This is a genomic window from Anaerobacillus alkaliphilus (genome assembly GCF_004116265.1).
Taxonomy (GTDB): Bacteria; Bacillota; Bacilli; order Bacillales; family Anaerobacillaceae; genus Anaerobacillus; species Anaerobacillus alkaliphilus.
Map to the genome: position 1 here is coordinate 118,142 of NZ_QOUX01000037.1, position 25,331 is coordinate 143,472.

The window sequence follows — 25,331 nt, forward strand, 5'->3', positions numbered from 1 at the left end:
TTCACCACTTTCAATATAAGAAAAAACCTATCTATAGTATTAATTCTACAATAAGTAAGACGTTCCTTTATAAATATTTTTTAGTTTTAGGAAAAATGTAGTTTGTAGAGGAACAATATAGAATATTGTATCTTTTTGCGGTAAAATTTAAATAGTTAAAATTAACTAATGTTTCAGATATGTTTATAAAGAGGTGGACAAATGAACGATCAACTCTTATTTCACCATACACTACACCATTCTCCAATAGGGATGGCTGTTTTAAATTTAGAAGGGCAAATCCTCCAAGCTAATGATGTTTTATGTAAGATGGTTGGTTATACGGAAAAAGAGTTATTTTTGCTTTCTTCCGACACAATCACTCATCCTGGCGACCTTTACTTAGATACATACTATCTTGGAAAATTTTTAAATGAGGATATAAATGAATGCCAATTTCAGAAACGGTTATTTCATAAAAACGGACAGATGATTAACGTATTAATAAATGTTTCATTAGTCCGTAATGAAAAACAACAACCATTTCTCTTCGTATCTCAGATACAGGATATAACGAAGCAACTTAAAAATGAAGAGATTCGAAGAATTACCGAAAGTCGTCTAAATCACTTTTTAGATAGTATTTCAGATGCTTTCTTGGCAGTTGATCATCAATGTCGTTATACATACATTAATAAAGAAGCAGAAAGATTTCTGAATTGTCCCCGGGAAGAGATGATTGGGAAGGTTATGTGGGAGTTTTTCCCTGATGAGATTAACAGCATTTTCTATGACCAATTTTATCGAGCGCTTATTAATAAGGCCCCAGTGAAATTTGAAAAGGTTTATGCGCTAACAGAAACCTGGATTGAGGTCCGAATTTATCCATCCGATGATGGAGCGAGTATTTATTTCTCTGATATTACCGAACGGAAAAAAATTGAAAAGGAACTCCGCGATAGTGAAGAACGGTATCGAACCTTTGTTGAGTCTTCCGCAGATGCCATTCTTGTTTGTAGTTGTGATGAAAGACTAGTATTTATTAACGAGGCTGGTATAAATTTATTAGGAGTTTATCATAAAAGTGAAGTGATCGGTTTGCCAGTGGATCAATTTTTTTTACCGGAAGATTTAGCTGACTTTAAGGAAAAGTTCCGATCAATACTATTGAATTCACCGTTCCAAAATCCAATCGTTGTAAAATTATTACGACCTGACGGTAGCATAGTTGAGGTAGAGGCTACATGTGCTACTATTACCTATAATGGGCAAAAATCAATTCAATGTATTGCTCGTGATGTGACTGAACGTAATCGCCTTGATCAACATGTACGTAAATCAGAAAAACTTTCACTTGTTGGGGAATTGGCTGCCGGGGTTGCCCATGAAGTTCGTAATCCATTGACATCTATTAAGGGTTTCCTTCAGTTCACTCAAAATTTAAAGGAATATAAAGAAGAATATGTAGAAATTATGCTTCAAGAATTAGAGCGAGTTGAAACAATTATTTATGAATTTTTGACTCTAGCGAAGCCAAGTGAAACACTTGTATTCTCCGAACATGATCTTGAACTTCTTTTAACTCAAGTAGTTACCTTACAAGAAACACAAGCTATTATGAAGAATATTGAAATTAAAACAAAGTTTTCAAAGGTTCCGTTAATTAGCTGTCATCCTAATCAGCTTAAGCAAGTGTTTGTGAACATAATCCAAAATGCGATTGAAGCAACTCCAGCAAAAGGTATAGTTACTGTCCAGATCGACCTAATAAACGTGGATATGGTAGGAGTTACAGTGATTGATAATGGTTGTGGAATAGCCAAAGATCGTATATCTCGTTTGGGTGAACCTTTTTATTCTAATAAGGAAAAAGGTACAGGATTAGGATTAATGGTTAGCCACAAGATTATCGAAAATCATAAAGGCTCTATCCTTTTTCAAAGTGAAGAGGGCAAAGGTACAATCGTTAAAATTCTTTTACCATTACATCCTTGTAAAAGCAGTTGAAATTTATCAGCTGCTTTTTTATGTTAGAAAAGAATTAAAATGAACACTTTGTGGAAGGTTAATACTTACTTTCTAATAACTGGAGTTGAAGGAATGAAACAAAAATATTATGTTACATTAAATCCTCAAGAATTAGGGATAGGCCAAATTAGAGATGATTCTCAATTAGTTCAATACGAAATAGAAGTTAATGAAGCTGAATTGGCTGAAGTACAAAATTATCTTAAACACTATAGTGAAGAACTTTATGATCCACAGAATGTCATTCTCCATCCTTTTAGCTTCGAAGACGTCGATAATGATAACAAACAATCATTAAATAATCTAGAACGAATATACCAAATAGTCTATAGGTATGGTACAGAAAAAACCAAGAGGGATTTGGAAAGTATCTATCAACAAAATAATCAAAAATAAATCCTCAGAAGTGAGGATTTATTTTTTTACTGTTTTGTTCACATCATGGTTCATTTATCTGCTATTGAAAAGCTTATAATGGTAGTAGATAGAAAAGTCAGCAGCAAGAAGAGGGAGTTCATTAATATGGGGAAAACTTTATTGCTACTTATTTTTAGCATGAGTTTAGTCGCATGTTCAAGTGCAAATTCGCAAGAGAAATTGGTGCTAGATAGTTACGAAAAGGACCAGCACAGAACCTTAGAGGAAATCATTGATAACTTATTAAGTAATAAACTATTAGTTCCCATTGGGGAAGTTCCAATACAAAAAGATAATCTGATGACACCTGAAGTACTAGAGTTAGGTAAGATCTTATTTTTTGACCCGAGACTATCTGGAAATAATGAGGTGAGTTGCCAAACCTGTCATGATCCAAAATTAGGTTATGGTGATGGAAAACCAACATTTACAAGAATTGATGGTACGAACGGGTTACGTAATAGTTCTACCATAATTAATTCTGGCTATTATACAACATTGTTTTGGGACGGGCGAGCATCCTCACTTGAAGAACAGGCACTAGGGCCAATTCAAGATCCGGGAGAAATGAATCAACCATTGGATGAACTTGTTGAGAAGTTACAAGCAATTGAAGGCTATGAAGAGATATTTTTAACGGCATTTGATGATGGTATTACACTTGAGAATATTGCAACAGCATTAGCTGCTTTTCAAAGATTAATTGTTGTAAATGAAACCAGGTTTGATCAATTTTTAAAGGGCGATAGAAATGCACTTTCTCCTGAAGAAATTCGTGGTTTAGATTTGTTTGCAGGGAAAGCATTCTGTATCACTTGCCATCATGGTGAAAATCTCTCAGATAATGAATATTATAATCTAGGTTTGACAAGTGATGACAAAGGGCGGTTTGCAGTCACAGGAGAAGAGAGAGACTTAGGTAGGGTTAGAACACCTAGCCTATATGGAATTACACATACAGCTCCATATATGCGTGATGGTAGTATTGACACACTTGAGGAAGTGATTGAATTTTATAACCGTGGTGGAGATGATCATTCAAATAAGAGTATGTTTATGAAAATGTTTATGTCAGAGCTTCATTTGAGTGAACAAGAAAAGGCAGATTTACTAGCGTTTCTAGAGGTTCTTGGTGGTGAGCCTCCAATGTTTGTTCAGCCTGATCTGCCTGGATTCAAGTAGCTCATTCTAAATAAATATTTATGAACCAATCCCTTTGCAAAAGGAAAAATCCTACTTGTACTAGAATTAGTATGAAGTTAGTAAGTCATTCAAGGGGGATTAGATTGAATATTAAAAAGAAACTGTTCGTAGCACTTGGAATTATTGGTATTGGCTGTATAGTATTAATTGGCTATTCTGCTTTAAGGTTTTCCCCGGAATATATGCTAAGAATAATTAAGTATGGAAATTCAGATATCAATGATTATGGAATTTTTCCTGCTAGAAAAATTAACAAGGCTGAAGAACCATTTTATTATCGGAAAACAGAACAGATTAATGGTGATGAATTTGTTATCTCTTATCAGTATGGCAATCAAGAAAAAGTAGAGGCACTTAATACGTTGCTTGAGAAAAGTGGGACAACAGCGTTCATTGTCATAGCAAATGATCAGTTAGTCTACGAGGGATATTTTAACGACTATGATAGAAATTCAATTAACACGTCTTTTTCAGCAGCAAAATCATTTGTTTCACTATTAATTGGCTTGGCTATTGATGATGGATCTATACAGTCAGTTCATGAACCGATAACGAATTACATTACTGAGTTAGCTGGTACAGATTTTGAACTCATAACAATTGAAGATTTGCTTTTAATGCGATCGCCTATTTCCTATAAGGAGGGAAAATTTTGGTTTGGTGATGATGCAAAGACGTATTATATGCCTGATTTAAGAGAATTGGCAATGAAACGAACTAAGTTAGCAGAGGGTACGGATGGCAATTTTCATTATAATAATTACCATCCTCTCTTATTAGGGATTATTTTGGAACGAAGTACAGGAAAAGCTGTTGCCGCTTATATGGAAGAAAAATTGTGGAAAAGGATTGGAACGGAATACGGTGCATCCTGGAGTTTAGATAGCGAACAAACAGGGTTTGAAAAAATGGAAAGTGGCATTAATGCAAGAGCAATTGATTTTGCAAAGGTTGGCTCATTAATTCTCCAAGATGGTGTCTGGGAGGGTGAAGAAATTATTAGTAAACAATGGCTACAAAAATCAACGATTGTGGAGACCCCTTTGAACCATGAGGAGTATCAGAATTCTTTTCTAGCAGACCGAAATACCGGTTATGGTTACATGTGGTATAGTGTTTCAAATGACGAGAATTACGATGTTTATGCTCTAGGGAAGTACAGCCAGATAATCTATGTTTCTCAGAAATACAAAACAGTGGTCGTTAGAAACGGGTTTGGCAATGGTGAAGTAGACTGGTGGCCAGATGTAATCAGAAATTTAATAGAACAATTACATGTTCAATAGCAAATAAAAAGGATGCCCGTTAGGACATCCTTTTTATTTTTGTGCTTATTTGAAAGATACACCTTTAAAGTATGGAGTACCACCGAAGTCTACAAATAATCCAGTAACTCCGTTTAAACCATATACGAAGTCAGGGTGTTGTAAGTAAACCATTGGAGCTTCTTCTACAAGAATTTCAGAGATTTCTTTGTATGCTTCGTTACGTTTTGGTTGATCAGACTCACTACGAGCATAATCAAGTAACTCGTCTACACGAGAATTAGTGTAGAATGAACGGTTACCAGGTGAACCGTGTTGTGAAGAGTGGAATAAAGCATATAAACCGTAGTCAGCGTCACCAGTTACAGTAGTCCATCCAAGGATGAATAACTCATGCTCACCAGCAGCAGTTTGGTCTAAGAAAGCACCCCACTCAACGATTCTAATTTCAACAGTAATTCCGATTTGAGCTAATTGATGTTGTACTAACTCAGCGATATCCGCACGAGCTTTGTTACCTTCGTTTACGAAGATAGTTGTGCTAAATCCATTTTCAAAACCAGCTTCTGCTAATAATGCTTTAGCAGCTTCTACATCATAAGGAATTGGAGTTAAGCCTTGGTAGTTACCATTAACAGTTGGAGCTAATGGACCTACTGCAGGAACACCTTGACCATCTAAGATACCATAAACGATATCGTCTTTGTTAACAGCCATAGCGATTGCTTGACGAACTTTAATGTTATCATATGGAGCTTTGTTCATGTTAAATCCTAAGTAGTCCATACGAGTTCCGTGAATACGAACTGTATCAAGTTGAGACATTGCTTCTACACGTTGTACGTCAGGAGCACCAACAAGAACAGCGTTTGCTTCACCAGTTTCTAACATTGCAATACGAGTAGCATCTTCTGGAACAACTACAAAACTAATTGTATCAAGGTGAGCTTTTTCACCCCAGTAGTCTTCATTTCTTTCCATCTTAATTTCTGCACCACGATCCCAAGCAGTTAACTTGAATGGGCCAGTACCAATTGGGTTCTCGTCAATTGTTTTACCACCGTTTTTCTCTTCTTCAATTGAAGCTGCTGGGATAATTGAACCAGCATTATGAGCTAAGTGAGCAGGAAGTGGAGCGAACGGAAAGCTTGTTTTAATGTGAACAGTATGTGCATCAACCACTACTACTTCTGAAACCATGTTCAAAATGAATGAACGAGGAGAAGCAAGTTCAGGATCGATTAAGCGCTCGATAGATGCTTTAACATCGTTAGCTGTGAAATCAGTACCGTCATGGAATTTAACACCTTGACGTAATTTGAATTCCCAAGTTAACTCATCAAGAGCACTGAACTCTGTTGCTAATAAGCCATATACAGAACCATCTGCTGCATAATCAGTTAAACGCTCGAAAATTTGCGATGTAGCATTAGATGTAGCAGTGTCGTTCTTACCGTGTGGATCTAGAGTTGGCGCATCTGCACCTGTTACAAATACAAAGTGCCCACCAGCAGTACCTTCTTCAGTTGCCGGAGTTTCTTCAGTTTTGCCAGGATCAGTCGTTGGCTCAGTTGAAGGTGTTGCATCATTTTTGCCGCATGCTGCTAATGCTAACATTAGTGCAAGAACAAGCATAAGAAATAAATTCTTCTTTAAGTTCATGTATAAATACCCCCTATTTTTTTATGTGTTTTGCAACACGGTTTTGCTCGTGTTAACCACGATTAATTTTTATATTAGTCTAAAAATTTAAAATTCACAAGTCCCTTTTTAAAAAAAATTAATATTTTTGTAACTTTGTAATATATCAGTAACAAAAAATGACATTTTCAAACATATATCAGCAGAAAAAGTGCTCTTTATATCATTAAATAGTCTGCAAAAAAGTATTGGTTACGAGAATTATATTTTAATAATATTTTTTTTTACTTCACACAGAGTGGAAAACATAACGATCCGTAAATCTCTATATTTATACTGTGAAATAAACTGACAAAACCTGCCTGTAGCACTTTAATGTGAAAAATTTTATAATAAAAACTATTAAAATCTATAATTAAAACTATTGTAATAATTCTATATTCTAGCTATTATAGAATAGAATTGTTAGAAATATTACAAATGTTACAAAAAGACGAAAGGATGAAAGCTATGAATCAACCATCTATACAACCTTCGACAGGCGTGCCTGTTAAAGTACACAATGCCAAAGTAGCACGTTGGTCAGCTCTATATAAGAAGCTTGCAAAAAACAAAGCTGCAATGGCAGGAGCATTTATTGTTTTTATTTTTATCGCGTTAGCAGTATTCGCTCCTTTTATTGCGCCGCATGATCCACTTGATATTCAAATGGCAAAAAAATTACAAACTCCATCAGCTGAACACTGGCTCGGAACTGATGATAAAGGTCGCGATATTCTTAGCCGTATTCTTTATGGAGCTAGAATTTCATTAACAGTAGGAATTGTATCAACAGTTATTGGGGCTTTTGTTGGTGTCATCCTAGGTATTGTTGCTGGATATTACGGTAGATGGATAGATTCATTTATTATGAGAGTTTGTGATGTTCTACTCGCTTTCCCTGGTATCTTACTAGCGTTAGCTATTGTCACTGTGTTAGGTGCAAGTACGATAAATGTTATTTTAGCGGTTGCCTTTTTCGCCATTCCATCGTTTGCTCGGATTGTTCGGGGTTCTACACTAAGTGTAAAGAAGTTAGAATATATTGATGCAATTAGAGCAATGGGTTCAAGTGATTTTAGAATTATTTTCAAACATATTCTTCCTAATATTGTTTCGCCAATTATCGTTCAAGCAACACTTTATATTGCATCTGCAATTATTACTGCTAGTGCTCTTTCATTCCTTGGGATGGGTACACAGCCACCTACACCTGAATGGGGAATGATGTTAAGTCAGGGGCGTTCATATATTGCTCAGGCACCACATTTAACGCTATTTCCTGGTCTTGTCATACTATTAGTAGTTATTGGGTTTAACTTGTTTGGCGATGGATTACGTGATGCACTTGATCCTAAATCGAAATAATAAAGGAAGGTGAACTAAATGTTGATATATATTTTACGTAGGTTACTTCAGACAATCCCTGTTATGTTCGGGGTTACATTAGCAGTTTTTCTTATGATGCACTTATTACCTGGAGACCCAGCTCAAATTATGGCAGGTGAGTCTGCAGACCCAGTACAAGTTGAGGCAATGCGGGAAAAGCTTGGTTTAAATGATCCGCTTCACACTCAGTACATTCGTTATGTAACAAATGCGGTTCAGGGTGATCTAGGAACATCAATCCGAACAAATCGTTCTGTTACAAATGAAATCTTTGATAAACGTTTTTGGATAACTGTTGAGTTAGCTCTAATCGGAACAGCTTTAGCCGTAATCATTGGATTAGTAGCAGGGATTATTTCTGCAACTAAAAAGTATACTTTCGCCGACGTTTCGATAATGATTGTTGCCTTATTTGGACTTTCGATGCCGAACTTCTGGTTAGGAATTATGTTAATTTATTTCTTCTCAGTAAATTTGGGTTGGGTTCCAGTTGCAGGATGGGGAACCTGGAAGCATATGATCTTACCTGCCATTACATTAGGGACTGGTGGAGCAGCAATTATTGCACGTATGACCCGTTCAAGTATGCTAGACGTTATTAACCAAGACTACATTCGAACTGCTTATGCAAAAGGTGTAAGCGATAAGCTAGTCATTTATAAGCATGCTCTTCGTAACGCCCTTATTCCAGTTGTAACAGTTGTAGGTTTACAATTTGGTGGACTTTTAGGGGGAGCAGTAATTACGGAAACAGTATTTGCGATTAATGGTCTTGGTCGTTTGATTATTGACTCAATTCGTGCGTACGACTTCCCGATGGTCCAAGGAACGATTTTAGTTTGTGCGGTTTTATTCGTGTTTGTTAACTTCCTTGTAGATATTACCTATCGTATCGTAAATAAGCGTATTGATTTGAATTAAGGGCGGTGAGAAACTATGACATTATCAAATGAAAAGATATTAGAAGTTAAAAATTTACGAACATCTTTCTTTACTGATGAAGGTGAAGTCAAGGCAGTTGATGGCGTAGATTTTTCCATAGAAAAAGGTAAGACAATCGGAATTGTAGGAGAATCTGGATCAGGAAAAAGTATAACGTCCCTTTCTATCCTTAGATTGTTACAAGAGCCAGTTGGAAAAATTGTAGGTGGAGAGATTATCTTTAAAGGTGAAGACTTGTTAAATAAGTCGAAAAAAGAGATGAGAGACATTCGTGGAAACTCCATTTCGATGATTTTCCAGGAGCCGATGACATCTTTAAATCCAACACTGACATGTGGTGAGCAAATCGCGGAATCCGTAAGAATTCACCAAGGCTTAAATCGAAAAGAAGCTTGGGCTAAGGCAGTTGATATGTTAGGTTTAGTCGGTATTCCTTCTCCTGAAAAACGTGCAAAACAGTATCCGTTTGAATTATCAGGCGGAATGCGTCAACGTGTAATGATTGCGATCGCTTTAGCTTGTAATCCGCAGCTATTAATTGCTGATGAGCCAACAACTGCTCTTGACGTAACAATCCAAGCACAAATTCTTGATTTAATTAAGAAATTACAAGAAGAACTTGGAACTTCACTAATGATGATTACACATGACCTTGGTGTTGTTGCTGAGATGTGCGATAACGTAGCAGTTATGTACTGTGGAAAAGTAGTAGAATATGCTGATAAGAAAACATTATTTACGAGTCCGAAACATCCTTATACTGTGGGACTTTTAAATTCAGTTCCTAAACATGATCAGGATTATGAAGGAGATCTAGCTGTAATTAAAGGGTCCGTGCCAAGTCCGTTTAATTTACCACAAGGTTGCCGATTTGCACCTCGTTGTGAGCATGCAAGAAGTATTTGTTTAACAGACTTGCCAAGTCTAGAAACTACTTCAGACGGTGACCAGGTACGATGCTGGATTTATACTGATAAATGGGATTCACAAGAGGAGGTTGCTGCTGATCATGAGTAAGAAGGTGCTATTAGAAGTTAAAAATTTAAAGCAATACTTCCCGATTAAGGGTGGCGTTTTTGGCAGAACAGTCAACCATGTAAAAGCAGTAGACGATGTCAGTTTTGAAGTTTTCGAAGGTGAAACGGTTAGTATCGTAGGTGAATCAGGGTGTGGAAAATCTACAACTGGTAGAGCTATCCTTCGCCTTGAGGAGCCAACCTCAGGAGAAATTAATTTCCAGGGCGACGACTTACTTGCGTTAAATAAAGCACAAATGAGAAAGAGACGTAAAGACCTGCAAATTATTTTTCAGGATCCATATGCGTCACTCAATCCACGACAAACAGTAAGCCAGATTTTAGAAGAGGCATTAGAAATCCAAAATGTTGTTCCTAGAAAAGAAAGACGACAAAAAATTCTGGATTTACTAGAAACAGTAGGAATTGGTGCACACCAAGTAGACCGGTTTCCACATGAATTTAGTGGTGGTCAAAGACAACGTGTAGGGATTGCTCGTGCTCTTTCCGTAGATCCGAAACTAATCATCTGTGATGAGGCTGTTTCAGCATTAGATGTATCAATTCAGGCTCAAGTATTAAATCTATTAAAGGAATTACAACGTGATTTCTCACTAACGTATTTATTTATTTCTCATGACCTTGGTGTAGTACGCCATATCTCAGATCGCATTATTGTTATGTATCTTGGTAAAATTGTTGAGATTGCTGATAAACAGTCGTTGTTTGAGAACCCGCAACATCCATACACAAAGGCATTATTATCAGCCATTCCGAGTACGAACATTTTTGAGAAGAGAGAACGTATTATTTTAAAAGGTGATGTACCTTCACCGATTAATCCACCATCTGGTTGTCGTTTTCATACTCGTTGTCCGTATGCAATTGACCGTTGTGCAACTGAGGAACCGAAATTACACTCAGTTCCTGGCAAAGGACATCAAGCTGCCTGCCATTTAATTGAAGATGGCCCAGTTGATTTCTCTTTAATACCATCAAACTATTAATCTAAAAAACCACTTTCATATGAAAGTGGTTTTTTCTATCATTATTTTAGATGAGTAGTAACTGCTTGCCAGAATTGGTCTGTTTCTTGCCCCATTCTCCACATGGACACTCCGCCAAGGTTATACTTAGATACAAGCTTCATTTTTGCAGAAATACTTCTTTCATCTTCAAACCATACGACTCTCTCTGTGCCTTGATCATCTCGATAACTGAAAAATGGTGTTTGTGTCTTTTCATCAAAGTGAACAGTCGCTTTTGTTTGAGAAAGAATAGTTTCAATTTGTCGCATTGATAAGGCCCGAATGCCTTGTCCTGTAGCAGAGTACCATTCATACCCGTAAGCTGGTAATCCAATAAGTAAGTTTTCAGAAGGTACTAATGCTGTCGCATACTTTAAAACATTTTCTACCCAATCAACACCCGATGTTGCGCCTGGAGCTGACCATGTACCTGAATTATCATAAGTCATTAATTGTAGCTTTGCATGCTGACCCAAGAAGGCATAATCGAACGTACCACTCCAAGCCCATGTTGGATTATCGGCTGTTTTAGCTGTAACTGAAACAATTACATCATAACCCTTTGGTTTGAAAAACTCTGATACTTCTTTAATAAATTGATTGAATAATTGCCGATCAGTAGCATACATGTTTTCAAAATCAATGTTTACACCATGAAAATCATTTTCTAAAACGACAGCATAGATGTTAGTAATTGTTGTTTTACGCAACTCACTGCTAGATAAGATGGTATGAGTAAGTGCAGGTTGAAAGTGATTTTGGATCGTTGCGTATGTTCTTACACTTTTTTCTTTTGCTAGTTTTAAAGCTTCTGGGGCTGCCATTGACTCAATATTTCCTTTATTATCTACTTGAAACGTAGTCACAGCTATTGAGTTTAAGTGTGTGTGATAAGACTCTAAAGAGCGATAGGAATTTAAATCAGTGCTCCAATACTTTGTGTAGTAACCTAAGATAAGAAAATCTGATTGAATAACAGGTTGCTCCGCAGGTTGTTCAGTTACTCCTGGGATAAGAAGGACTTGGCCAACGAAAATCATATCAGATGTTAGTTTATTTATGGTTTTGATTTCTTCAACTGTAGTTCCAAATGTCATTGATAGTTTCCAAAGGGTATCTCCAGATTGAACGATGTAGGTGAATAAGCTTTGTTTTGGCTCTTCCTCAATTGGGTCATTGTTTTCTGGGATTGGAGTAACTACTGGTTCTTCAACAGTAGGTTCAACAATAGGACTTACAATAGGCTCAACAGTTCGGTTGTGTTTACTGTTTTGACTGCTGTTTCCAGGCCCTTTAGCCTCTACTTCGATTGTTATTGGTAATAAGAAAAGCAAGGTAACGAGGAATGCTGTGAGTAATTTCTGTTTCATTCTAATCTCCTCCTAAGTAGTTGTGTAAATCTAGCTTTGTAATACTAGAGTACCTTAGTTCGGGAAGTATTTTAATAGGACAAGGGTATGGTTATGAGAAAGTTAATTCATAAGTCATAGGACCTATGATAAAAATACGAAAACCGTATAGGTTTCTAGTACTTTTTATATCGTTTACTAAAATAATAGGTTTATCGTGTAGGTAAATAGTCATCAATTATATTTGGTAATCGCTAAAGAAAACTAGTATATAAGAAAACATTCCTAGTTCATCTAGAAAGATAGGAGACTTAGGTGATTGCTGATCTTTATCTTACATGTGAAAATTACTATAATACCCTCTACTCCCCCATTACAAGATATTAAGTCAGAATTTTTAGGAAAGAAGGTTTATAGTCATGAGCATAAGAAATAAACTGTTACTTGGATTTGGATTGGTCTTATTACTAACCACAGTTATGGCCCTGATAATGTTCTCGTCCTTAAAATCAGTATCGAATAATTTTCAAGCGTTTACTGAACGAGATATGCACTTACTAAATTTATCGAAACAAATTCGATATGAGGATCTAGCTGTTACAGATGCTTTAAAAGGAATTATGCTTGAGCCAACAAATAAGGTTGAACGGGAAAAATATGAAGCGCTTCTTCTACAATTAGAACAAACATTTGAAGAAGTACTCCCTTTACTCGTAACAGAACGTGGCAAAGAAATATTTGCGGAATTAAGCGAATATAACGAACAACTAGCGGATCTTGAAACAGAAATGATAAAATTGGCTGGTGTAAATCGGGTACATATGACAAATATATACCAAGGAGATTATGCGAAGGTTCGTGACGTTTTTAGCAGGAATTTAAGTGAATTTGAAGCAATTCAGAACCAACGCATCGCTAGTCTAGTTATACAAAACAATGAATATATAGAGATGCGCTCGCTTATAAATATTGTTTTATTGTGTGTTAGTATTGTTATTGGAGTGTTAATTGCTTGGTTTATCTCAAGGGCTATTACTAGGCCGTTATACAATGTCTCAAACAAGTTAAAAGAGCTATCAAACAGTGAGGGGGATTTAACTGTTCGTCTCGAGGTGAAAGGCAAGGATGAGGTTGGACAGCTTTCCTTAGCATTTAATTCAATGATTGAAACAATTCAAGGATTAATTGCTCATGTTTCAGGAACGACCAAACAGGTAACTATCGCTTCAGAACAGTTGTCTGCTGGTGCTAGCGAATCAACAATAGCTGCCCAGGAGATAGCTACTGCTATTCAAGATGTTGCAGTAGGTACACAAACGCAATTACAAGGAGCTACTGACGCGACTCGTGCTGTTGAAGAAATGGCGATAGGTATACAGCGTATTGCAGAGGCATCTACGGAAGTTGCTGAATCGTCAATAAGTACTACAGAAGAAGCTGAGTCAGGCAATGAGGTCATAAATACAGCAATTCGACAAATGCAAACAATCAATGCATCAGTTAATCAATCTGTTACAGCGATCGGTGAGCTTGGTGATCGATCAAAGGAAATAAGCCAGATTATTGAGGTAATCACGAGCATTGCTTCACAAACTAATTTACTAGCCCTTAACGCAGCGATAGAAGCAGCCAGAGCTGGAGACCATGGAAAGGGATTTGCGGTTGTAGCTGATGAAGTAAGAAAGTTGGCTGAACAATCAGCTGGATCAGCCAATCAAATCTCAAAGTTAGTGGAAGAAATTCAGTCAGATACGTCAATGTCTATCAGCTCTATGGACAAAGTAAATGATGAAGTACAAACTGGATTAATGTTAGTAAATCAGGCAGGAGAAGTATTTGGCCGAATTTTAGCAGCGGTTCAAAAGGTTACCGAGCAAATTCAAGAAATTTCTGCTACGTCAGAAGAGATGTCTGCAAGTTCTCAGCAAGTTGCTGCATCTATTCAGCAAACTAGCTTAATTGCTGAGGAAGCTTCTATGAACTCTCAAAATGTCGCATCATCATCAGAAGAACAGCTTGCCCTCATGGAGGAAATTTCTTCTTCAGCTCAAACGCTAAATGGGATGGCAACTGAATTACAACAATTAGTTTCGAAATTTAAAGTATAACAAGTAGCCACTACCGACCTAGGTAGTGGCATTTAAATTTTCTGGGTGTTGCAAAGACAATATAAATACATGTCATAAATAATTACCAACATATAAAGATGTTCAAATATGTTAAAATAAAAGTTGCAACATCTTACCTTAATGAAAAAGGAGCCATTGTTTTGAAAAAAAGCAAGCTTTTATTTGGATATATATTTGTTGGTGTCATCTGGATGTTTGTCACTGATTATATTGCTGGATTATATACTCCTGTAGAATACATGATAATTGTTCAACAAGTTAAAGGGATTATTTACGTCTTACTTACTACACTGTTAATGTATTTTGTACTGACTAAAATCGAAACATTAAACACCTCAAAAGAACAAGAAGAGAAATTGACAACCTTGATTAATTCCATGGTAGATTTCGTTAATTTTAAAGATGGAGAGGGCCGTTGGATTGAAGCGAACGATTTTGGCCTTAAATTATTTCAATTAGAGGATGTTGATTACCGTGGAAAGAAGGATGCCGAACTTGCCAATTATACGGACTTTTATCGAGAAGCTTTGCTCTATTGTGGGAGATCAGATGAAGAGACGTGGAAAAACGGTAAAATTACTCGGTACGAAGAAGTAATTCCAATTCCAGATGGCTCTCAAAAATACTTTGATACCGTTAAGGTGCCACTGTTTAATGAGGACGGCTCTCGCAAAGGCTTAGTAGTTATTGGACGAGATATTACAGATAAAAAGATTGCTGAAGAGCAGTTGATGAAGAGCGAGAAGTTATCAGTTGTTGGTGAACTAGCAGCTAGTGTCGGCCATGAAATTCGTAATCCGTTAACGTCTATTAAAGGGTTTGTAAAATTACTTGAGGAAAAAGATCAAGAAAATAAATTATATTATGAAATTATGACAAACGAATTAAATCGAATAGATCATATTGCAGGAGAGTTGCTCCTTTTAGCTAAGCCACAAAAAATTAAATTTGCTACAAATAATTTAAAGAAGATCGTTACTGATATTGTTTCATTATTGGAAACACAAGCAAATATGAACAACGTTCTTATCCACTTTTCTCCTCAAAGTGAAGTATTTATTGAGTGCGAGGAAAACTTATTAAAACAACTATTCGTAAACATCATCAAAAATGCCATTGAGGCTTCAGATGAAAAAGGAAATGTTTGGGTTGACATTAGTGAAGATGGTTCAGAAAATGTGACTGTTAGCGTTAAAGACGAGGGGACTGGTATTTCTAAAGAATTCTTAAAGAGAATTGGAGAGCCTTTTTATTCTTCAAAAGAAAAAGGAACTGGTTTAGGATTAACGGTAAGTCACAAAATTGTTGAGCAACATGGTGGGAAGATCTTGTATCATAGTGAAGAAGGAGTCGGGACAACTGTAGAAATACAGTTACCTAAAGTTCGTAATCATTAGTAGCAAAAAGAGACTATTTTTTAGAAATAGTCTCTTTTTACTACTTATTTAATTTCATCAGGCTTTTGTCCAATTGCAAAATCTGGATCATCTTCAAGATTTCTATTATTCTCATTAGTAATCTTGCCACTGCGTACCTCAACCTCAGAGCTTACATCATCATTTCCAAGGGCGGCAACATCACTGTTTTGAATTCGATTTTTCTTCGCCACAACCTCACCTCCAGACAATGTTAATTTATCCCTTGGTAATGAATATTATCCTGAGGAGATTGGAGAAAATAACCCTATGACTTCAATAAATTTTTGATAACTTCATTTGTTAAATTTGGTACGACTTCAAAAGAATAGGAAAGCTCAACGCGTTCGTATTGTTTATGGGCATCAAAGCCGTAAGGACCAATATTAATAACCGGGACATTAATATCTCGAATATCTTGATAGTTAACAAATAGCTTGGAACCCCAGCACGGAGTGTTACTTGAAACTGCGTTAATTCCTTCTTCATCATCACTTAATGCAACAAAGCTCATATCTGAGATAAATGGGAAGAAGTTTCTCGTCACAATTGGATGCTCATAGCTCGGCTGAATTTTACTTACAGCAAAGTCTAAAGAGGCAATTAAATTTCTTTCTAACTCGTCTTTACCTGTTACCTCAATTCGTGGTGAATATAAAGAGGAATAAAAGACAATAATTGCAGGGCTTTTATCAGCCATCCATTTCCACGCTTCTTCTACTACCTTTGCGGAAAACATTCTAGTATCCAGGCTAGTATCTAAAAGTAATTCTTGTTTAAATTTTGCCATGTGCGCAACATAAGCATCACCATGTTTGGCTAGTAACATCTGATCCATTTCCTCATAGGTCATGACACGAGAACGCCAAGCAACTTCTAAATACGGCTGATTACTTATTTCACTAAACTGTTTGTAGCGCGCCTTAAATGCTTCTAGGGCATTGGAAAACGCAAGTTCTGCTTGCCCCTTTAATTTCTCTAATACTTCTTTTGGTGACCAAGAATGAATAAAGAAGTTAAAATACACGTAAGCTGAAAGAGCTGTTTGTACAGTATATGAAGGCTTTAAATCCATTTGCTTTAGCGAGACAGGCGGAACCGTTGTTTCCCCGAAGGCTTCATTACATAATTCAGGATTATAATTAATTTGTTTAGTCAGCTCTGCTGCAATAAAGTTTGGATCTAATCCTTCAAAACAAGAACCTACGTGTGTTTCAGATCCAGTAATAAAAAAGGAAGGAAGGAGTTTTCCTACAGTCCCCTTATAAATATAACGATTAGGATCGCCTTCATAACGTGGTGACACGAAATCAGCGTTAATCGCACCAACATACTCAAACTTATGGACATCTTTTAACTGTTTTAACAAAGGAAGTGAGGAGAGTATGCCGTGTGAACTATCTTCTTCGTCACATTCAACTACAACTACTAGGTTCCCTTCTAGTTCCTCTGGGTGTTCTGCATAATACTTTAATAGATATAAATGACTCGCTACCCCACTTTTCATATCTAGTACTCCACGTCCAAACATATATTGTTCAGATTGTAAGTGTTGTGCTACTACATTTGGTAGTTGTTCTTCTTTTAGTGCTTCTCTAAGCTCTTCCGGGAAACAGGCTTTCTCCTTCAGATGATTAAAATCGTCAATTCCAACGGTATCTAAGTGTCCCATTAAGATTACTGTTTTGTTACTTTGATTTTTTGTCCCTTTCACGAATGCTACTACGTTATACCGTTCACGATCGTCATTTAATGTTTGTTGTCTTATACAGTAATCAGGATTCGTGCGAAAATAAGGGTACGATGCAATTAGCGTGTGAATAGCTTGACTAATTTCTTTTTCCCCTTCTGTATTTACGATACTCTCAATGTTTACATGTTGGTTCGTTAAGAAATAAATCTCTTCACGGCAATTTAACATGTTATAAAACTCCTTTATAAGAAGATAAGAAACTTGAAGATTAGATTTGACTTGCTCTTACTATTATAAACGATCACAAATTAATTTTCTTCTATTAAACTAGTAGCAAGGCTCTTAATATCCATGGTTATTTATCTCATATATAGAACAGAGTTGATCGAAGACCGATAAAATTGCAACCGCTGATATTCGCAGTCACACGTTCCGCTATTTCTCCCAAAAAGGCATATTTCCCAATTTGGAGGACACAGGATCCGCTATTACCGAGAAACACGAAAAGCAAGAGTTTTCACTAGAATAAGAGATCCTATGTCCTTTAAAGTTCAAAATAGGCAAAAAATACGAAATTAGCGGAATATATGTCCTCCAAAATAAAAACTAAACAATGGAAGAGGTGTCCGCTCTCTTCCATTGTTTAGTTAAACTGAAAAAACAACATTTCCATCAATAACTGTTTGCTCTACAATTGCCGTTACATCGAAAGGATGAGCACTCCAAATGACAAAGTCAGCATCTTTGCCTTTTTCGAGAGATCCTAGGCGATCTTCTACTCCGATGTGCTTTGCCGCATTGATAGTTACGGATTTCCAAGCTGTTTCCTCTCTTAAACCGTGTTTGACCGCTTGAGCTACCGAGGTAACTAAATATTCAATTCCAACTACTGGGTGGTCCGTTGTGATTGAAAACGGTACGTCTGCTTCCTCTAGGGCAAGTAACGTATGCCAACCCTTATCGGCATTTTCAACCTTAGATCTTGATGACATTGTTGGTCCAACAGCAACCATGACATTATGTTTCTTAATATACTCTGCAATGTGATGCCCCTCAGTACAATGTTCGATGGTTACGTCAATATTAAATTCTTTTGCTAGTCGGAGCACAGTGATAATGTCGTCAGCTCGATGGGCATGAGCTCTGAGTGGTATTTCCTTCTTAAGTACTTTAGTTAAATTTTCAAGACCTAAATCACGAGGTACATCTTCTCCCAGTTCAATTTTGTTTAAGTAGTTTTGAGCTTTGATAAATTCTTGGCGGAATACAGCCGCTACACCCATTCTCGTTTTAGCAACTTTATCGCCGTGAACTCGTTTAGGGTTTTCCCCAAATGCAGCCTTCATTCCAGAAGGACTTTTTACGATCATTTCATCGACGATTTTTCCGGTTGTTTTCACTGCAACAATTTCTCCACCAATGACGTTTGCACTTCCTGGAAGTATTTGCACAGTAGTAATGCCTGAACGTCGTGCCACTTCAAAACCTTTTTCCATTGGATTAATACCATCTAAGGCACGTACAAAGGGTGTCGATGCAGAGGTAATCTCATTGAAGTCAGCACCTGCTGGGCCGACGCCCTCTTCGTGAACACCTAAATGTGTATGTACATCTATAATTCCAGGGGTAATGGTTTTGCCGATTAGACTAATTACTTCTGCTCCCTCTGGAATTGCTATATTTTTATTAATATCAAAAATCTGTTTGTCTTTCACCAGTAATACTCCATCATCAATGACTTCTCCAGTACCGACGATAATCTTCGCACCAATGTAAGCTCTCATTGTTTAACCTCCTTCAATGCATTTAATTCGAATCCCTAAATAAATCATAAAACAGAATTTAGCAATTGTAAAATTGTTAGTTAGTAGTAATTAACAATTCGTAGTTATTCATTGAAACAGTAAGTGATAAAAAGTAAAATAGATATATGTGAGTGCTAATAGTACTATATTACTAGAAAAATAGTACTTAACGAGTTGTTTTATTTGGGTTATGGTAGAAACAAACCATTAGTACCATTCAATCTAGAGTAAATACATACAACATAGTTATGGGGGTAAATAGTTTGGCAAGAATTATGATTGTAGATGATGCCGCATTTATGAGAATGACATTAAAAAATATTATTTCTCAAGCTGGTCATGAAGTTGTTGGTGAAGCTGCAAACGGTTTAGAGGCTGTTGAAACATACAAATTAACCCAACCAGAGCTTGTGACGATGGATATCACAATGCCTGAAATGGATGGGATTCAAGCATTAAAGGAAATAAAAAAAATTGATCCAAAAGCAAAGATCTTAATGTGCTCAGCGATGGGACAGCAGGGAATGGTTATCGAAGCAATACAATCAGGAGCGGCTGATTTTATCGTGAAACCATTTAATGCGGAACGAATTAATGAATCAATTGGGAAGGTTCTATCTAGATAACAGTCAAACTTCCTACAAAAATGATTAAGATTTAAGGGGTAATACAGAGTGCGTATGATTAGCATGGAGGAATATGATAGAAAAACGATGCAGCTTGCGGAGCCAATTATTGATTATCGTAAACGAGTTCTGCTCGCGGGTGGTTCAACTATTCATCCTAAGTATATGGAGAAATTAAGAGAAATTGGAATTAGAAGTTTAATAATTGAAGACGCAAAATCAGTTGGGATTACATTAGATGAAATGATCGACATGCCTACATGGATTGATGCGATAGCTACAGTCGAAAGAGCATATGAGCAGGTAAGAAGAGGCAAGGAGATTGTACTTTCTGAACTGCAACAATCTGTCAAAAAGTTAATTAATGAAGTTTCACAACGGAAAGCAATTATCTTGATCCCTACATCGTCGATTGATCAGAAATTATCAGAATATGCCCATGCTGTGAATGTTACTCTTATATCATTGCAAATTGGGAGAAGACTAAATCTAAATCAACTTCAGCTTAATAGTCTTGGTCTTGGTTGCCTTCTTCATGACATTGGAAAGGTTCTAACAACTGAAGACTCTCAACATCCTGATAAAGGTTTTCAGTATTTAAAAGCAAATCGAGAACTTTCGTTGTTAGTGTCACACATTGCCTATCAGCACCACGAAGCCTTTGATGGCTCTGGTTTCCCTAGAGGTTTAAAAGGGAATGATATTTTAGAATTTGCGCAGATTTGTAGTGTAGCCAATGATTATGAGAACATGGTATCAGAAAGTGGCATACAACCGCATGAGGCAATTGAAAGAATTATGGCCTTAGTTGAAAAGAAATATAGTCACCATGTAGTCCTTAGCTTTACAAACGGGATAATTAGTTATCCACCTGGTACTCATATACGTTTAAATAATGGGTTATTTGGGATTGTTACCAGAATTGAGAGCCATTTACACCGTCCGATAATAAAAGTTGAAGGAATTAGTGATGAAGTCGATTTAAGCGAACAATCTACGTTATTTATTGAGAAAGTTTATAATGATATAATCAGTGATCAATAACAGGATTGACTAATAAATACATAGAAGATTTTCTCTTCTATTTTATTAGTCAATCTTATTTTTTTGTTTTGCTTGTATAAGGATTGAATGTTATGAAAGTCTAAAGCTAAAGGAAACATAATAATTTTTGGACATTTTTCTTTTAAAAATATCGAAACAAGAATAGAATGAATGTTGTAGAAAAGAACTCTCACTATTTTAAAAGAAGAAATTGGGCAACTGCAACGAGAAGACGTACAAGCCATTTCATTGAACGTTTCTTTAAGATAAATATGTGTAAAATAAAACAGAGGGAGTGATATAAATGAAAATATTTAAACCAAGTTATGAATTTGAACACTTTACGGATGTTTCTTTACAATTTCTAAAAGATAACAATGTCCATGCAATATTTTCTGATCTTGATAGTACGTTAGCAGCTCATGATCAATTGGGTGATGATCAATTTACCCGTTGGCATGAAAGGCTAGAAGCTAATCAAATTAAATTAATTGTGGTATCAAATAACAGTCAAGGGAGAGTGGATCGTTTTACGAAACCTTACAATATTCCTGGCTATGGAAGATGTAATAAACCAGCCCCAAGTAAAATAAGATCGATCATGAAGGAAATTGGTGTTAAAGAGACAGATAGTATCTTCTTAGGAGATCAACTATTTACTGATGTCTTATGTGGTAAGCTTTTAAAGATGAAAACAGTCCTTGTAAAACCCTTAGGGATTGAACATGAACCATGGACAGTGCGTTGGAAAAGGGGTCTGGAGGCAAGCATAAAAAAAATGTGGTAAGGTATACTAACTAATGCAATTTACCTTTTAATGTCCCATTTAATGGAGCAAAAAAAACGGTTAGGGTGTTGATATATGATCTACATTTATAATTGTTATGGTGGAACGCATTCATCTGCGTTAGCAGCAGCATACCATTTGAATAAGCTGCCTAAAGATCGACTTCCAACAAAAGAAGAGATATTAAACATCGATATCTTTAATAAGCTTACAACTAAGGATATGGGTAGAATTATATTTCATGGGAAAGATGAAGAGGGTCACAAGGTTTACACGTTAGGGAGAGGAAAGTCAAAGGCATTGGTTCCAGCCTTAAAAGAGCTTCTTTTCTTGGTAAACGATGACCACCCTCAAACGGATAAGGTAATCTTGTCAAATGCATCTCCTACAGTTCCTATGGCTATGACTTTTGGAGGTTTATTTTCAAGACGTTTCCATATTGATTTCATTGGCATTCCCCTTCTGATTAAAGGGGCGCACCAAACGTATCATAATATCGTTTCATTGGTTGAGAAAACAAAGTCAACTGGAAGAACAACTTCTAAACAAGTGGAAATCTTAGAAAATAAACAATTAGAAGCAAACAAACTGTTCGGAGACTCTAGTTCCCATAACTAACATATGTTGTTAACACTAAGCGCACCAAGACAAAGGTGTGCTTTTTCTTAAAGGAGAAGAAATATCTTGAGTGGGAATCGGCATCTATTATTTATTCACTTTGCAGTCGTTTTATTTGGTCTTTCTGGTCTTTTTGCTAAATTTATAGCATATCCTGCCGTTTTAATTGTACTTGGAAGAGTCTTTTTTGCAGCAATATTTTTATTTTTTATTATGAAATCTATAAAGCTCTCTTTCAGTCTTACATACAAAAAAGACTTCATATTGTTTTTTTTACTAGGATTAGTTCTAGCTATTCATTGGTCTAGCTTCTTTTATTCCATTCAGGTATCAACAGTGGCAATTGGCCTAATTACATTTGCTACGTTTCCAGTCTTCTCAGTTTTTTTAGAACCAATTCTTTTAAAAGAGCGATTTCATAGAAAAAATCTGATGTTTGCTTTGATAACCTCTATTGGTGTACTGTTAATTGTTCAAGAATTCAATTTTAAAAACCACCTATTTATAGGTGTAATATGGGGACTCTTATCAGCAGTTACATTTTCAATTTTATCAATATTAAATCGTAAATTGGTAAGAGGCTATTCTAGTATTATTGTTGGATTCTATCAAAATTGTTTTGCATTTATTGTTTTAGTGCCATTTTTATTATTTGTTCCCTTTCATTATGAAGGTAAAAATATATTTCTACTAATTATTTTAGGGGTTATCTTCACCGGTGTATCACATGTTTTATTCATTGAGGGCTTAAAATCAGTAAACGTACAAACCGCTAGTATTATTGCTGTTCTTGAACCTGTATATGGTATTATAGCGGCTATCTTTTTCTTAGCAGAAATTCCAACAGTTCAAGAGGTTTTTGGGATTGTTATTATTTTGAGTATGGCTATCTATGTGACCATAAAAAATAAATAGGAAGCTGCAATAACAGCTTCCTAACTTTCTAAAAATAATCTGGAATTTGAACACTTACAATAGGAGTTTCAAAGATAATTCTCTCTCTTAATTCGTTTAAGACTGATTTTTGCTTATCATTTAACGTACTCAAGTCCCATTTCTTATGAAGTACACCATAAAGCTCACAATCTCTCAGTTTTAAAAATAGTGGGATATCTTTTAGGATATTCAAGTCAATGGCATGCTCGCTTAAATAGCCTTTCATGAAAGCTGGCAGAAATGTTTCATTAATGAAAGTTTCTTTGTCAGTTAAGCTTGAATTAAACCAAACCGAGTAATAGATTGGAATAGCAATATCACTAATGATATGGTGGTAAGAAGCATCGTCAAAATCAAAGATTGTTATAGTTTCACCATCAAAAAAGAAGTTTCCAGAGTGAATATCGGAATGTATTAAGCGATAACGTTCCGAATCCTTTGGTATGCTCTTGACGTCATTCAATATTTTCTCGACTTTCTCTTGAATAGGTAAATCATCACTAGGAATAGAAGGAGCAAATTGAAAATCAAATTCTTCTACTAAATCGGGACGTTTTACAATTTTTTCTGCTTCAACATAATTTTCGCTTAATCGATGTAACACCCCAGTTGCTTTTCCCCATGCAAAGAATAATTTTTCATTAAAACATGCATCACTAACCTTGACTGCCTTACCTTTTGCTTTTTCGAAAAGGCTAACAAAAAAGTGTGTTCCTTCTGCTTCAATTATTTCTACCAAATTTCCGCTTTCTGATGGGAATGGTCCACAGACAGGTGCATTATTAGCCTGTAGATACTGTAACCACGCTAACTCTGCTTCAACCTGCTCTTTTGTTCTGTGACTACTATGCGTAAATCGAAGAATACACTCTTCGTTGTTTTTTCTTGCAGAGAATACGTAGTTTTCGAAGCTTCCTAGTTTTTCCAAGCTATCATTGTCCAAACCAAATATTATTTTGCCATAATTAATTACATCATCACTAAAAAGAACTTCTACTTCTTTTTCCAAAATAAATCCCCTAACCTCTCTAAAGTTATTTTTATTATGTAAATATTACCATTGAACTTCTGATTTGTTTAGTAATAATTTTCGCTATCTCATCAATTTATAGCTATAATACTATTATGAGAATTTTCATTTGGGGGGATAAGTATGAGAGAATGGGAGCAAATCTTATCAGATATTAAATCTTGGGTTTATGAAGCAGGAGAAGAACAGATTAGACGCTTTAACCAGCCAATGAATTTACAATATAAGTCTGCTGAAATTGATATTGTCACAGAGGTTGATCTTTGGACAGAAAACTTCCTCGTAAATAAGATACATACAAATTATCCTGGACATCGTATCTTAACAGAAGAAAGCGGTGCTCATGATGGAAATGAAAATTACGAATGGGTCATTGATCCCATTGATGGAACGACAAACTTTGCCCATGGATTTCCTTTATTTTGTATTTCCATTGGAGTTAAATATAATGATGAGACAGTTTTGGGTGTTGTCTATGTACCAAAACTTGGTGAACTATATGAAGCTATGAAAGGCTATGGTGCTAAATTAAATGGTGAACCAATACAAGTCTCTCAAATTAAGAGATTACAACTTGCTGTTCTAGCAACAGGTTTTCCATATGACCGGGCGTCTGATCCTCAAAATAATGTAGACAACTTCGTTAATGTCGTAACCAAGGTTGCTGGGATAAGACGTACAGGTAGTGCGGCCATAGATTTATGTCAAGTTGCTTCAGGTAGATTTGATGGATACTGGGAGTTAAAACTAAAACCTTGGGATATAGAGGCAGGACTTTTGATCGTTAGTGAAGCAAAAGGACGTATTAAAAGGATAAATGGCGAAAAGGGTATCTTTGTAATTGTTGGAAATGAGTCAATCTATGAAGCGTTAGATACACTAGTAAGTGGTTAAAAGGGGGGATGACAATAAGTCATCCTCTTTATTTGTCGAAACTTCTTCTTCAATTATT

General features: G+C 36.0%; 22 protein-coding genes. 16 read left to right on the top strand and 6 right to left on the bottom strand.

Going from position 1 to position 25,331, the window contains the following annotated elements; genetic code table 11:
* Positions 1-201: 201 nt before the first annotated feature.
* From DS745_RS11565 to DS745_RS11580, 4 genes are all read left to right on the top strand, one after another.
* The gene (locus tag DS745_RS11565) at positions 202-1,986 is read left to right on the top strand and encodes a PAS domain S-box protein (protein WP_129078394.1); all 1,785 of its coding nucleotides are present in this window, start codon (positions 202-204) and stop codon (positions 1,984-1,986) included.
* A gap of 93 nt (positions 1,987-2,079) precedes the next feature.
* A complete protein-coding gene (locus DS745_RS11570; protein ID WP_129078395.1) occupies positions 2,080-2,403 on the top strand; it encodes a hypothetical protein in 324 nt (107 codons plus the stop codon).
* Between the two features lie 126 nt (positions 2,404-2,529).
* Entirely contained in the window at positions 2,530-3,606 is a 1,077-nt protein-coding gene (locus tag DS745_RS11575; protein WP_241657797.1) for a cytochrome-c peroxidase, read from the top strand.
* Positions 3,607-3,710: 104 nt separating this feature from the next.
* Positions 3,711-4,913, top strand: coding sequence for a serine hydrolase domain-containing protein (locus DS745_RS11580; RefSeq protein WP_161568241.1), 1,203 nt, complete (start codon positions 3,711-3,713; stop codon positions 4,911-4,913).
* Positions 4,914-4,958: 45 nt separating this feature from the next.
* Here the strand turns inward: DS745_RS11580 and DS745_RS11585 are convergent, their stop codons facing one another.
* The gene (locus tag DS745_RS11585; protein ID WP_129078397.1) at positions 4,959-6,554 is read right to left on the bottom strand and encodes a glutathione ABC transporter substrate-binding protein; all 1,596 of its coding nucleotides are present in this window, start codon (positions 6,552-6,554) and stop codon (positions 4,959-4,961) included.
* Between the two features lie 489 nt (positions 6,555-7,043).
* On the opposite strand from DS745_RS11585, the gene nikC reads away from it, so the two are divergent.
* From nikC to DS745_RS11605, 4 genes are read left to right on the top strand one after another with little or no spacing between them, the layout of a single operon-like run.
* The gene (gene nikC, locus DS745_RS11590; RefSeq protein WP_129078398.1) at positions 7,044-7,940 is read left to right on the top strand and encodes a nickel transporter permease; all 897 of its coding nucleotides are present in this window, start codon (positions 7,044-7,046) and stop codon (positions 7,938-7,940) included.
* Between the two features lie 18 nt (positions 7,941-7,958).
* The gene (locus DS745_RS11595; RefSeq protein ID WP_129078399.1) at positions 7,959-8,882 is read left to right on the top strand and encodes an ABC transporter permease; all 924 of its coding nucleotides are present in this window, start codon (positions 7,959-7,961) and stop codon (positions 8,880-8,882) included.
* 15 nt (positions 8,883-8,897) lie between these two features.
* Positions 8,898-9,920: an ABC transporter ATP-binding protein gene (locus DS745_RS11600; RefSeq protein WP_129078400.1), complete on the top strand. Its 1,023-nt coding sequence runs from the start codon at positions 8,898-8,900 to the stop codon at positions 9,918-9,920.
* Positions 9,913-10,926 carry an ABC transporter ATP-binding protein gene (locus DS745_RS11605; protein WP_129078401.1) on the top strand — a complete coding sequence of 338 codons (1,014 nt, stop codon included), beginning with the start codon at positions 9,913-9,915 and terminating at the stop codon, positions 10,924-10,926. The genes DS745_RS11600 and DS745_RS11605 overlap by 8 nt, the downstream gene beginning before the upstream one ends.
* Before the next feature lie 41 nt (positions 10,927-10,967).
* Here DS745_RS11605 and DS745_RS11610 read toward each other — a convergent pair whose 3' ends face one another.
* Positions 10,968-12,317, bottom strand: coding sequence for a glycoside hydrolase family 18 protein (locus tag DS745_RS11610; protein WP_129078402.1), 1,350 nt, complete (start codon positions 12,315-12,317; stop codon positions 10,968-10,970).
* Between the two features lie 398 nt (positions 12,318-12,715).
* Here DS745_RS11610 and DS745_RS11615 point away from each other — a divergent pair, with 398 nt between their 5' ends.
* Both DS745_RS11615 and DS745_RS11620 read left to right on the top strand, forming a co-directional pair.
* Positions 12,716-14,404, top strand: coding sequence for a methyl-accepting chemotaxis protein (locus tag DS745_RS11615; protein ID WP_129078403.1), 1,689 nt, complete (start codon positions 12,716-12,718; stop codon positions 14,402-14,404).
* Positions 14,405-14,565: 161 nt separating this feature from the next.
* Entirely contained in the window at positions 14,566-15,822 is a 1,257-nt protein-coding gene (locus DS745_RS11620; protein ID WP_161568242.1) for an ATP-binding protein, read from the top strand.
* A gap of 44 nt (positions 15,823-15,866) precedes the next feature.
* Here DS745_RS11620 and DS745_RS24580 read toward each other — a convergent pair whose 3' ends face one another.
* From DS745_RS24580 to DS745_RS11630, 3 genes are all read right to left on the bottom strand, one after another.
* Positions 15,867-16,034: a hypothetical protein gene (locus DS745_RS24580; RefSeq protein ID WP_161568243.1), complete on the bottom strand. Its 168-nt coding sequence runs from the start codon at positions 16,032-16,034 to the stop codon at positions 15,867-15,869.
* Positions 16,035-16,108: 74 nt separating this feature from the next.
* Positions 16,109-17,761 (bottom strand): M20/M25/M40 family metallo-hydrolase, encoded by a 1,653-nt coding sequence (locus DS745_RS11625; protein ID WP_129078405.1) that lies wholly within the window; start codon positions 17,759-17,761, stop codon positions 16,109-16,111.
* A 419-nt stretch (positions 17,762-18,180) separates the two neighbouring features.
* On the bottom strand, positions 18,181-19,317 hold the full coding sequence (locus DS745_RS11630; RefSeq protein ID WP_129078406.1) for an amidohydrolase: 1,137 nt from the start codon (positions 19,315-19,317) through the stop codon (positions 18,181-18,183).
* A gap of 284 nt (positions 19,318-19,601) precedes the next feature.
* Here DS745_RS11630 and DS745_RS11635 point away from each other — a divergent pair, with 284 nt between their 5' ends.
* From DS745_RS11635 to DS745_RS11655, 5 genes are all read left to right on the top strand, one after another.
* A complete protein-coding gene (locus DS745_RS11635) occupies positions 19,602-19,964 on the top strand; it encodes a response regulator (protein ID WP_277750919.1) in 363 nt (120 codons plus the stop codon).
* Positions 19,965-20,018: 54 nt separating this feature from the next.
* A complete protein-coding gene (locus DS745_RS11640) occupies positions 20,019-21,008 on the top strand; it encodes an HD-GYP domain-containing protein (RefSeq protein WP_241657802.1) in 990 nt (329 codons plus the stop codon).
* A 304-nt stretch (positions 21,009-21,312) separates the two neighbouring features.
* Positions 21,313-21,795, top strand: a complete 483-nt coding sequence (locus DS745_RS11645) for a YqeG family HAD IIIA-type phosphatase (RefSeq protein WP_129078409.1) — start codon at positions 21,313-21,315, stop codon at positions 21,793-21,795.
* Between the two features lie 75 nt (positions 21,796-21,870).
* Positions 21,871-22,413, top strand: a complete 543-nt coding sequence (locus tag DS745_RS11650; protein ID WP_129078410.1) for a DUF3189 family protein — start codon at positions 21,871-21,873, stop codon at positions 22,411-22,413.
* Between the two features lie 66 nt (positions 22,414-22,479).
* A complete protein-coding gene (locus tag DS745_RS11655) occupies positions 22,480-23,328 on the top strand; it encodes a DMT family transporter (protein ID WP_206662930.1) in 849 nt (282 codons plus the stop codon).
* 28 nt (positions 23,329-23,356) lie between these two features.
* Here the strand turns inward: DS745_RS11655 and DS745_RS11660 are convergent, their stop codons facing one another.
* Entirely contained in the window at positions 23,357-24,358 is a 1,002-nt protein-coding gene (locus DS745_RS11660; protein ID WP_161568244.1) for a phosphotransferase enzyme family protein, read from the bottom strand.
* 144 nt (positions 24,359-24,502) lie between these two features.
* Between DS745_RS11660 and DS745_RS11665 the strand changes: the two genes are divergently transcribed.
* Positions 24,503-25,273 (top strand): inositol monophosphatase family protein, encoded by a 771-nt coding sequence (locus tag DS745_RS11665; protein ID WP_129078413.1) that lies wholly within the window; start codon positions 24,503-24,505, stop codon positions 25,271-25,273.
* Positions 25,274-25,331: the final 58 nt, after the last annotated feature.